Below are 10,621 nucleotides of genomic sequence, written 5' to 3' on the forward strand. Positions count from 1 at the left end.
CGTGAATGTATTAACCATTACACAATTAAACAATCTCATAAAACGTACCTTAGATCGTGAATATCTATTAAAGAATGTATATGTAAGTGGTACCATTATTAATGCAAAACGTCATAGCAGTGGTCATATGTATTTTTCTTTAAAAGATGAGGAATCTGCTATTGATGTGACAATGTGGTCTAGTACCGTCATGCAAAAGGGACTAGCTAATGCCATTCAAAATGGTTTATTAGTAACTGTAAAAGCATCTGTTAACTTTTACAATAAAATGGGCCGTTTAAATCTCATTGCATCAGATATGCAAATAGGTGCTAAAAGTCCGTTACAGCTCGAATTTGACGCTCTAAAACGAGAGTTAACTGCTTTGGGGTACTTTGATGATAGCCATAAAGTAGGTTTACCCTATATGGCGAGTTGCATTGGTATTGTTACATCCCAATCTGGTGCTGTATTACATGATATTCTACATGTTAGTAAACAACGCAATCCACTAGTTCAATTTAAATTGTTTTCCGTTCCTGTACAAGGTAGTACCGCAGGCCCAATTATAGCAAAAGGAATTGCTACGGCAGATGCTGATCCAGATATTGATGTCATCATCGTTGGTCGTGGTGGTGGATCTATGGAGGACTTGTGGTGTTTCAATGATAGAGCTGTTGTAGAGGCAATTTATAATGCTCATACACCGATTATTTCGGCGGTAGGTCATGAAACAGATTACACCTTATGTGATTATGTAGCTGATGTACGTGGTGCTACGCCTAGCCATGCTGCAGAAATGGCAGTACTTCCAATTACTATATTACAAGATCAGTTGACAGAAAAAGAAGAGTATTTACACGAATATATACGCTATACACTACAACAAAAACGTACAGATTTAACATTGCTCTTTAATCGAAAACTTGGCATTCCAGCTCTGCAATTTTTACATAAGCAAAAATCACACTTACAAGAGCTTTCTCAAACTCTAACTAATGCAACTAAAGAACGATGTAATGCAGAGAGACATAGCTTAGCATTATTGGCACAACAGTTAGAGTCACTAAATCCATTACAAATGATGATTAAAGGTTTTGCAAAGGTTGAGCATGATAACAAACCTATTACTTCGGTTGCCCAATTACAACCAAATGACGATATACGAGTTACACTAGCTGATGGTTATATTACTGCTACGGTAAAGGAGGCGCACAAGGATGGCCGCATCACTAAAAAGTTATGAGAAAAAATATAAGGCCTTAGAAGATATTGTTAAGCAATTAGATGATGGGGATATGACCATTTCTGAGCTTTTATCACAATATAAAAAGGGCTTAACTTTGGTAAAAGAATGTGCTGAAATGCTCGATTCTGTTGAAAATGAAGTACAACAAATTATCGAAGAAGTCCGCATCAGCGAATAAGGAGATTCTATGTTCAAAGATTATTTAGCATCTAGCAAACAAAATATTGAACAATGGTTAGGCGAAGTACTTAATAGCCCAAATCAAGAATTTGAACAACTTTATGAATCTATGAATTATAGTTTAATGCAAGGTGGCAAACGAATACGACCTATTTTAACTAAGGCTGTGTTAGAAATGCTTCATAAAGAGCCAGCTGATTATAAGGAATTTCTATGTGCTATGGAGTGTATCCATACGTATTCATTAGTTCATGATGATTTACCAGCTATGGATAATGATGATTATCGCAGAGGTAATTTGACCAATCACAAAGTATACGGTGAGGGACTTGCTATTTTAGCCGGTGATGGGTTATTAACATATGCCTTTCAATTGATGACTTCAAATACAGTTGCTAGTGCACAGCAAAAACTAGATGCTATACAATGTGTTGCTACTGCGGCTGGTCCAGAAGGTATGGTTGGGGGACAAGCCTTTGATTTGCTCAGTGAAGATAAACATATTCCTTTAGAAGAATTAAAGGTTTTACATACTGGTAAAACAGGTGCACTATTTAACGCTTCTGTAGAATTAGGTCTTATTCTTGGATGTGCTAATAATACCACGCGAACATTCCTTATGGAATATTCTAATTGCCTGGGATTATTATTCCAAATTACTGATGATATTTTAGATGTAACCGGTACTATTGAAGAATTAGGGAAAACACCCGGTAGTGATATTCGCCAACATAAATCTACCTATGTATCTTTACTAGGTTTAGAGCAAGCAAAACATCAAGCCTACCTAGTAGGTAGCCAAGCTCATGATGCGTTAAACTTGGTTTCTTATGATACAACTATACTATCAGCATTAATTGATTATCTTTTAGAACGTACGAATTAATGGGTATTACCTGTAGAAGGTATAAACAATGATTGATATATTACCACAAATAGCACATAATTATATCGCACAAGCTGCATTTTGGGGCTGGTTTACGGCTCAAGCTATCAAATTTGTATGGCAACTCTTAAGACATGGTAAATTCCGACCAGAGCGCCTTGTTGGATCTGGTGGTTTTCCAAGTTCACATACATCATTTGTAATTGCTACAACAACAGCGATTTACCTTAAAAATGGTGTAACGGATCTATTTATATTATCCTTAGTATTTTCAATTGTTGTTATGTATGATGCGTCTGGTGTACGATTAGAGGCAGGACGACAAGCTCAAATACTTAATCAAATTGTAGATTATTTTACCAAAAAGAATATACCTGTTGTCATTACACGTAAAGAAGCATTAAAAGAGTTGTTGGGACATACACCTATCGAAGTATTTGGTGGTTTAATTCTCGGTATTCTTGTGGCCTTTATTCAGTTTTATTGTATTTATCATGGTGTAATATGAACAATAAAGAACGATTAGATATACTCCTCGTTAATCGAGGCCTTTTTGAAAGTAGAGAAAAAGCAAAAGCAGCTATTATGGCGGGCCTTATATTTATGGATACTACGCGCATAGATAAAGCAGGCACCAAGATTCCTGCGGATGCTAATATTATTGTAAAAGGCAATACTTTACCTTATGTAAGCCGTGGAGGACTTAAATTAGAAAAGGCTATTCAAACTTACCCTATCGATTTACATGGGGCTGTGATGATTGATATAGGAGCTAGTACAGGTGGTTTTACAGATTGCGCATTACAAAACGGTGCGTCTAAGGTCTTTGCCATCGATGTAGGATATAATCAATTAGCTTGGAAATTACGCCAAGATTCACGTGTAATTAATATGGAGAAGCAAAATATCCGTACTGTTACTGCTGAACAAATAGGTGAACTTGTTGATTTTATTTCTATTGATGTAGCATTTATTTCTTTAGACAAAGTTTTACCAGTAGCTACTAATTTATTAAAAGATACGGGCTCACTTGTGGCCTTAATAAAACCACAATTTGAGGCTGGTAAAGAAAATGTTGGTAAGGGCGGTATAGTGCGAGATAGTGAAATCCATAAAGAAGTATTACATCGTATTCTACATGTTGCGTATGATTGTGGATTGTATACACATGGCTTAACTTTCTCACCAATTAAAGGTATGGAAGGTAATATAGAGTTTTTAGGTTATTTTAAAAAGTACGAAGAAGGGGCCTTAACCATTGATGATACTTTGATTGATACAGTGGTTGCAGAAGCTCATTCATTATAGGAGATTACTATGCGTATCGGATTCTTTCCCAATATGGGGAAAAGCAATATTATGGCAGTTCTAAAAATGGCTGCACATATTTGTAAAGATGAAGGTATCGAAGTATTTTTGCCAGATGATCTCGAATCAGATGCACCTGCACGAGTACTTAAGATTCCTGAAACTCATATTTTAAGTCGCCCAGAAATCTTCAAACAAATAGATATTGCCTTTAGTTTTGGTGGTGATGGTACCATCATCCATCTTGCAAGACAAATTTATCCATATAATGTACCTGTTTGTGGTATTAATCTTGGCGAACTAGGTTTTTTAAATCAAATTGAAATTCATCAAATGCAAAGTCATATTAAACGTATTGCTAATGGTGATTATAATATTGAAAAGCGTGGACATTTATATGCTTATATAGAACGTCATGAGGGTAAAGAGGAAGAACTAGTTCCTATCATTAACGAAATTGTTATCACTCGTGCTGAGCCTGCTAAAATGGCTCGAATTAATATGTCCATAAATAATCAACACACGCAAATGTATCCATCGGATGGTTTAATTATTTCCTCTGCTACAGGTTCTACGGGCTATAATCTATCGGCTGGTGGTCCAATCATGAAACCAGATAATCGATCTATCATTGTCACCCCAGTAGCACCACATTTAATTCAAGGTGTAAGCCTTGTTTTAGAGGAACATGATACGATTCAAATTACAATGCCGGAAAGAGAACCACAATTACATATTTGTATTGATGGTACATTTGACTATACTTTTACAAATAAAGAAACCTTACATATAAGCTCTAACCCTGTATATTGTTTATTTGTACGATTCAAGGATCAATGTTTCTTTGGTACACTATTTAAAAAGTTAGCATCTCGTCGAGATGAATTGTTATAACCAAATCTCAAGTGGGGTGGTTTTGTGATTAACATTAACAATGCTGTTCAATTCCAACATTTAATCTGGGATAGATGTATGGAAAATGCCAAAGTGGTAGTAGATGCTACATGTGGTAATGGCCATGATCTTTTATACCTTTCTAAACGGGCACAAAAAGCATGCCATCTATATGGAATTGATATTCAAATGAAAGCTATTAAAACTAGCAAGGAGCTTTTACAATCAAATGATATTGCGCCAGAAGTGAGTTTAACATTTATTCATGACTCTCATGATTTGGCGGTAGCTCATCAATTAAAGGATGAAGTTATTGATTTAATGATTTTTAACCTAGGATATTTACCTGGAGGAGATCACCAGGTTGTAACAAAACCGCATCAAACCATTGATGCCATAAATGAAGGTTTACACAAACTTTCCAAGTCTGGAGTTATTACAATAGTTGCTTACCCTGGAACAACAGAGGGATTTGAAGAAATGCAGTCTCTTAAATCGTATTTATCAGATTTAAATCAGAAAATATATAATGTATGTCATTGGCATCCGATGAACCAAATACATAATCCACCTGAGTTATTTATATTGCAAAAACGATAAAACGAAATATATCTTTATTCATTATGAATAAAACTCATACTCAGTTAGTAAAACCCCCTTTATAGGGGATTTTAATTATACATGTATATTTTTTTATTTTTAAATTATTAATTCCCTATAAATAGATGAACTTTATGAGCTATGAATTTGCACGTTATCAATATATAGAATATTAACAATATTTTAAATATTAATATAATATGCATAAGACGTATAATATATGCGATTTATACCATATATTAATTATGAATATATGGTATAATATTATCAGAAAGATACTATTCTCTTTTATGTGCAAGGTTTAAAAAAGGGAGTTCAAAATGAAACGCTATCGCTATAACAAAATTAAAGAGATCGTGCAGTCCAAGGCGATTGAAACACAAGAGGAATTAGCTGCGGCTTTACTAGAAGAAGGTATTGAAGTTACACAAGCTACAGTTTCTCGTGATATTAAGGAATTAATGTTAATCAAAATTCCTACAGGCGATGGACATTATCGTTATGCATTATCTCCAGAGGAAAATGTAGTTTTATCTCGTAGTCGTATTAACCGACTATTCCAAGATTCTTTGATTAAGGTTGATCACAGTTTAAACCAAGTTGTATTACATACAATCCCTGGTTCTGCTCAATCTGTAGCATTTTCTATCGACCATGCAAAATGGACTGAAATTATTGGTACATTAGCAGGGGACGATACTATTTTGTTAATTGCAAAATCCGAAGCTGAAGTTCCAGCAATTTTAGCGAAAATTCAAGATTTAATGAAGGACTAATAATATGTTAACGCAAATGAGCATTCGCAACTTTGCGTTGATTGAGCAAATGAATATTTCATTTAATGATGGCATTACTATCTTTACCGGCGAAACTGGGGCAGGGAAATCCATTCTTATGGATGCCTTTAGTATCCTATTAGGAGAACGCGCAAGTAGCGAGTTTATTCGTCACGGTAAAGATAGTTTTGTTATTGATGGAATATTTGATATTGCTAATCACCAAAGTATTCAAGACCTATTAGAGTCTAAAAATATCATGATAGAAGAAGGCCAGTTAATTCTATCTAGATCTTTTAACCGTAATGGCAAATCTAGTATATTGGCTAATGATCAACCAATACCTTTAAAAGCTTTAAAGGAGATTGGTCAATACTTAGCAGATATTCACGGACAATATAGCAACCAACGTTTACTAGACGCTGATACACATCATGAATATTTAGATACTTTTAATAAAGAAGGAAAAGAAGCCTATAAAGCTTATACTGATGCGTATAAAATGTATAAGCAAGCAAAACAAGATGTAGATCATTTACAAGAAAATATGTCTGAGCGAGCCCGGGAGCTTGATATGCTTAGATACCAAATCGACGAAATTGAAGATGCTGGTCTGAGTGTTGGTGAAGATGTAACTATTGCAGAAGAACTTAAGCGTCTTGACAGTTTTGAACATATTGATAAGGTTTTAGGTTCTTGTTATGATGCCTTTTATAATGGACGTCAACCATTACTTGATACGATTAACTTGATTAAGGTAGAGGTTAATGATCTAGTAAAATATGACAGCGAGTTAAAAGAAGTCTCAGAAATGGTGGACTCTGCTTATTTCCAACTAGAAGAAGCTGCACAATCTTTAGATCGTTACAGGGATACTATCAGCTACGATGAAGAGCGTTATAAGTATTGCCAAGACAGAGATACCACAATTTATAGCTTAAAGAAAAAATATGGTGAAACCGTAGAAGATATTCTAGCATACGAAGAAAAGGCGCAATCTCGTTTAGAAGAACTAGAAGGCCTTGTATTTGCTCAAGATGAATTAGAAACTCGTCTTGAAGAAGCAAAAAAGGTAGCAGAAGAAGCGTTAACAGTTTTACACGAGGTACGTCAAAAAAATGCAAAAGATATTGCTACGGCCTTACATCAAGAATTAGTGGATCTAGGGATGCCCAAAGGGGATATTCAATTTCATATTGAAGAGGGGACTGAGTTATCCTCATTAGGTGCAAAGTCTATTGAAATGTTATTCTCTGCGAATAAAGGGGAACAGTTATTACCTCTACATAAAGTAGCATCTGGCGGTGAGTTAGCTCGCATTGCATTAGCCTTTAAATCAGTATTCCGCAGTGACGCTTTTAAAACGATGGTATTTGACGAAATTGACGTTGGTATCAGTGGTGATATAGCACTTAAGGTGGCAGAAAAAATACTTAATTTATCTAGAACAAATCAAGTATTTTGTATTACCCATTTGCCTCAAACTGCAAGTATTGCGAAACAACACTATCATCTATCTAAAATCGAGCAAGATGATCGTACAATCTCTACATTAGTAGTCTTAAATGAGGAAGAACGAGTAACACAAATTGCGTCTATGATGTCTGGTAAGGGAATGTCTGCTACAGCACTTGCGGCGGCGAAAGAACTTATTGACCATTTTAATTGACTAAAATCGCATAATTACTTATACTAATAGTATTAAATGAATATGTTGATAGAGGTGCGAGTATTAAGAGTAATCATGAGGAGTAGGCATGCATTGATCCATGATAAAAGGGATGCTTGCCGAAGTTCGATGATTGCGACTCATCGTTCTGGTTGTCTATTTAATAGATAGACAACTGTCATCAATCTTGTATTGGTGGAGTGCTATCATTGAGCTTTTCGTAAGAGTATATATAGCTATATAATCTATAAGGCCAGTGGATGCATCCACTGGCTTTTTTGGAGGTATATATGATTCGAGTAATGGTAAATGGCGCTGGCGGCAAAATGGGTCGTGAAGTGGTCAAAGCAGTACATAACGATCCTGATTTAACATTAGTTGGTGGTATTGATCCGACTAAGGCAGGGGAAGATGTAGGCTCTGTAGCAGGAATCGAACAATTAGGTATCAAGATGAATGCCTCCATCGATGAGGTATTAGATACAAATAAACCTGATGTGATTGTAGATTTCACTAATCCTGCAGTTATTTATGAAAACGCGAAGAAAATGTTATCCGCTGGTATTCATGTAGTCATCGGTACTACAGGATTGACCGCAGAACAACGTGATGAACTTGATACAATAGGTCGTTCCAATCAAGCGAATTGCTTAGTGGCGCCAAACTTTTCTCTTGGGGCGGTAATGATGATGAAAGTGTCTGCAGAGCTCGCTCCATATTTCCCTAATGTAGAAATTATAGAATTACATCATAATCACAAATACGATGCGCCTTCTGGCACAGCTATTTTAACAGCTAAATTGATTAACGATGCTAAACAAGCTGCTAAGGTAACTGCTGATGAGGATTTGACTCGTGAAAGCTTACTAGGTGCTCGTGGTGCTAAGGTTGACGATGTAACAATTCATAGTGTACGCCTTCCAGGTTATGTGGCTCATCAAGAAGTATTATTTGGTGGTTATGATGAAACATTAACCATACGTCATGATAGCTTAAGCCGTTTATCTTTTATGCCAGGCGTAGTATTAGCATGTAAAAAAATTAGTTCTAAAACTGGCTTAACATACGGTTTAGAACATTATTTATAATATTTGTGCAAGGAGATGTATCAATGAAAAAACCTAATATTGCAATTCTAGGTGCTACTGGTGCAGTAGGTGCTGAATTTATTACACTTATTGAAGAACGTAACTTTCCTTATGAAAACTTAAAACTATTAGCTTCCGCTCGTTCTGCAGGTACAGAACTTACTGTGAATGGTAAAACATATATTGTAGAAGAAGCAAAACCTGAATCTTTTGATAATATTGATATTGCGCTATTTGCAGGTGGCTCTATATCTAAAACATTAGCGCCAGAAGCCGCTAAACGCGGTGCTATTGTAATCGATAACTCTAGTGCATTCCGTATGGATCCTGAAGTTCCACTCGTAGTACCAGAAGTTAACCCAGAAGATATCTTGAAACATAAAGGTATCATTGCAAATCCTAACTGCTCTACAATTATCATGAGTTTAGGATTAAAACCTCTTCATGATCTCTCTCCAATTAAACGTGTAGTTGTAAGTACATACCAAGCTGTATCTGGGGCAGGTAAAGAAGGTATTGAAGAACTTGAAAATCAAGTAAAACAATATACTGCAGGCGAAGAAATGACAGCAAATCTGTTGCCAACCGGCTCTGCTCCTAAACACTATCCTGTAGCATTTAACTTATTGCCACAAATTGATGTGTTCTTAGAAAATGATTATACTAAAGAAGAAATGAAGATGGTTTACGAAACGCAAAAAATTCTTCATGACGAAACTATTCAAGTAGTCCCAACTACAGTTCGTGTTCCTGTATATCGCTCCCATTCTGAATCTGTCTTGGTAGAAACAGCGGAGCCTGTATCTGTAGAGGCTTTCAAGGCGGCATGTGAAAAATTCCCTGGTTTACAAGTTAAAGATAATCCTGCTGAACAAATTTACCCTATGCCATTGTATACATCTAATCAAAACGACTGTGAAATTGGTCGTATTCGTAAAGACTTATATAATGACAAAGGTATGAACTTCTGGATTGTAGGGGATCAAATTCGTAAAGGTGCAGCTCTTAACGCGTTGCAAATTGCTGAGTACTTGGTGGAAAAACAAGCATTTTAATCTATCAAGGGGAGGACATATATGAAAACCTTTGGTCGAGTGTTAACAGCTATGGTGACATCCTTTAATAATGATGGATCCGTAAATATTGAAAATTGTGTTGCTATCGCCAATCATCTGTTAGATAATGGCTCTGATGGTCTTGTAGTTTGTGGTACAACGGGTGAAAACCCAACTATGTCTAGAGACGAAAAATTAGCTCTATTTAATGCGATTGCAAAAGAATGTGGACATAAAGGTTCGATTATTGCCAATGTAGGTAGTAACGATACAATGGCTTCTGCAGAATTTGTAAAGGAAGTCTCTAAAATCGATGGTATCGATGGTTTGCTAGTTGTAGTACCTTATTACAATAAACCGAACCAACAAGGCCAATATTTGCATTTTAAAACTATTGCAGAAGCTACTACATTGCCAATTATGGTGTATAATGTACCAAGTCGTGTGGGGACAGGTATTTTCCCAACTACCTTAGTTCAACTACATAACGAATATCCACATATTTGTGCTATCAAAGAGGCAAGTGGTAATTTAATGATTGCTTCTGAAATTAAGCGTTTAATGCCTGGAGATGATTTCATGGTATATAGTGGGGACGATGGTCTTACATTACCGATGTTATCTATTGGAGGATGTGGAGTCGTATCTGTAGTATCTCATGTAGCAGGCAAAGATATGAATGCTATGATTCAAGCTTATGAATCTGGCCATAACTACGAAGCGATTCGTATTCATCAAGCTTTATCAGAAATTATAAAAGCGATGTTCATCACCACAAATCCGATTCCTGTTAAATATGCAGCCCGTAAAATTGGCTTACCTGTGGGAAAATTTAATTTACCAATGTGTGAACCAACGGCCGATGAAGCAGCATATATTGATAAAGCATTAGCAGAATATCTAAAATAAAATATCAGTATAAAATAAAACAACGTAG

12 protein-coding genes and 1 riboswitch are annotated in these 10,621 nt (G+C 35.8%); all 12 genes read left to right on the forward strand.

All coding sequences use genetic code 11. The features are described from left to right. Position 1 precedes the first annotated feature (1 nt). The 12 genes from xseA to dapA all read left to right on the forward strand — a co-directional run bounded on the left by xseA (position 2) and on the right by dapA (position 10,593). The gene (xseA, locus tag HMPREF0873_RS01580) at positions 2 to 1,225 is read left to right on the forward strand and encodes an exodeoxyribonuclease VII large subunit (RefSeq protein ID WP_008713905.1); all 1,224 of its coding nucleotides are present in this window, start codon (positions 2 to 4) and stop codon (positions 1,223 to 1,225) included. Next, complete coding sequence (xseB, locus tag HMPREF0873_RS01585) at positions 1,200 to 1,406, forward strand: exodeoxyribonuclease VII small subunit (RefSeq protein ID WP_008713906.1); 207 nt, start codon at positions 1,200 to 1,202, stop codon at positions 1,404 to 1,406. The genes xseA and xseB overlap by 26 nt, the downstream gene beginning before the upstream one ends. Positions 1,407 to 1,415: 9 nt before the next feature. Further along, a complete protein-coding gene (locus HMPREF0873_RS01590) occupies positions 1,416 to 2,294 on the forward strand; it encodes a polyprenyl synthetase family protein (protein WP_008713907.1) in 879 nt (292 codons plus the stop codon). Positions 2,295 to 2,322: 28 nt separating this feature from the next. Then, on the forward strand, positions 2,323 to 2,802 hold the full coding sequence (locus HMPREF0873_RS01595; RefSeq protein ID WP_004695814.1) for a divergent PAP2 family protein: 480 nt from the start codon (positions 2,323 to 2,325) through the stop codon (positions 2,800 to 2,802). After that, complete coding sequence (locus HMPREF0873_RS01600; RefSeq protein ID WP_008713910.1) at positions 2,799 to 3,602, forward strand: TlyA family RNA methyltransferase; 804 nt, start codon at positions 2,799 to 2,801, stop codon at positions 3,600 to 3,602. Before HMPREF0873_RS01595 ends, HMPREF0873_RS01600 begins: the two co-directional genes overlap by 4 nt. 9 nt (positions 3,603 to 3,611) lie before the next feature. Beyond that, positions 3,612 to 4,496 (forward strand): NAD(+)/NADH kinase, encoded by an 885-nt coding sequence (locus HMPREF0873_RS01605; RefSeq protein ID WP_024061669.1) that lies wholly within the window; start codon positions 3,612 to 3,614, stop codon positions 4,494 to 4,496. A gap of 24 nt (positions 4,497 to 4,520) precedes the next feature. After that, positions 4,521 to 5,096, forward strand: coding sequence for a class I SAM-dependent methyltransferase (locus HMPREF0873_RS01610; RefSeq protein WP_008713914.1), 576 nt, complete (start codon positions 4,521 to 4,523; stop codon positions 5,094 to 5,096). A gap of 320 nt (positions 5,097 to 5,416) precedes the next feature. Further along, complete coding sequence (argR, locus tag HMPREF0873_RS01615) at positions 5,417 to 5,872, forward strand: arginine repressor (RefSeq protein ID WP_004695825.1); 456 nt, start codon at positions 5,417 to 5,419, stop codon at positions 5,870 to 5,872. 4 nt (positions 5,873 to 5,876) lie between these two features. Continuing rightward, complete coding sequence (gene recN / locus HMPREF0873_RS01620; RefSeq protein ID WP_008713916.1) at positions 5,877 to 7,541, forward strand: DNA repair protein RecN; 1,665 nt, start codon at positions 5,877 to 5,879, stop codon at positions 7,539 to 7,541. A 41-nt stretch (positions 7,542 to 7,582) separates the two neighbouring features. Next, positions 7,583 to 7,755, forward strand: a riboswitch (Lysine riboswitch). A 76-nt stretch (positions 7,756 to 7,831) separates the two neighbouring features. After that, complete coding sequence (dapB, locus tag HMPREF0873_RS01625; RefSeq protein WP_008713918.1) at positions 7,832 to 8,629, forward strand: 4-hydroxy-tetrahydrodipicolinate reductase; 798 nt, start codon at positions 7,832 to 7,834, stop codon at positions 8,627 to 8,629. Between the two features lie 23 nt (positions 8,630 to 8,652). Next, positions 8,653 to 9,684 carry an aspartate-semialdehyde dehydrogenase gene (locus HMPREF0873_RS01630; protein WP_004695831.1) on the forward strand — a complete coding sequence of 344 codons (1,032 nt, stop codon included), beginning with the start codon at positions 8,653 to 8,655 and terminating at the stop codon, positions 9,682 to 9,684. A 21-nt stretch (positions 9,685 to 9,705) separates the two neighbouring features. Beyond that, positions 9,706 to 10,593 carry a 4-hydroxy-tetrahydrodipicolinate synthase gene (gene dapA / locus HMPREF0873_RS01635; protein ID WP_008713920.1) on the forward strand — a complete coding sequence of 296 codons (888 nt, stop codon included), beginning with the start codon at positions 9,706 to 9,708 and terminating at the stop codon, positions 10,591 to 10,593. Positions 10,594 to 10,621: the final 28 nt, after the last annotated feature.

This window comes from Veillonella sp. 3_1_44 (assembly GCF_000163715.1).
In the GTDB taxonomy this organism is placed as follows: Bacteria; Bacillota; Negativicutes; order Veillonellales; family Veillonellaceae; genus Veillonella; species Veillonella parvula_A.

What these genes read in the sequence shown, in the direction of transcription:
- HMPREF0873_RS01630 (WP_004695831.1), top strand. Translation starts at nt 8,653, where the DNA reads ATGAAAAAACCTAATATTGCAATTCTAGGTGCTACTGGTGCAGTAGGT.
- HMPREF0873_RS01595 (WP_004695814.1), top strand. Translation starts at nt 2,323, where the DNA reads ATGATTGATATATTACCACAAATAGCACATAATTATATCGCACAAGCT.
- recN (WP_008713916.1), top strand. Translation starts at nt 5,877, where the DNA reads ATGTTAACGCAAATGAGCATTCGCAACTTTGCGTTGATTGAGCAAATG.
- HMPREF0873_RS01605 (WP_024061669.1), top strand. Translation starts at nt 3,612, where the DNA reads ATGCGTATCGGATTCTTTCCCAATATGGGGAAAAGCAATATTATGGCA.
- HMPREF0873_RS01590 (WP_008713907.1), top strand. Translation starts at nt 1,416, where the DNA reads ATGTTCAAAGATTATTTAGCATCTAGCAAACAAAATATTGAACAATGG.
- dapA (WP_008713920.1), top strand. Translation starts at nt 9,706, where the DNA reads ATGAAAACCTTTGGTCGAGTGTTAACAGCTATGGTGACATCCTTTAAT.
- xseB (WP_008713906.1), top strand. Translation starts at nt 1,200, where the DNA reads ATGGCCGCATCACTAAAAAGTTATGAGAAAAAATATAAGGCCTTAGAA.
- argR (WP_004695825.1), top strand. Translation starts at nt 5,417, where the DNA reads ATGAAACGCTATCGCTATAACAAAATTAAAGAGATCGTGCAGTCCAAG.
- dapB (WP_008713918.1), top strand. Translation starts at nt 7,832, where the DNA reads ATGATTCGAGTAATGGTAAATGGCGCTGGCGGCAAAATGGGTCGTGAA.
- HMPREF0873_RS01600 (WP_008713910.1), top strand. Translation starts at nt 2,799, where the DNA reads ATGAACAATAAAGAACGATTAGATATACTCCTCGTTAATCGAGGCCTT.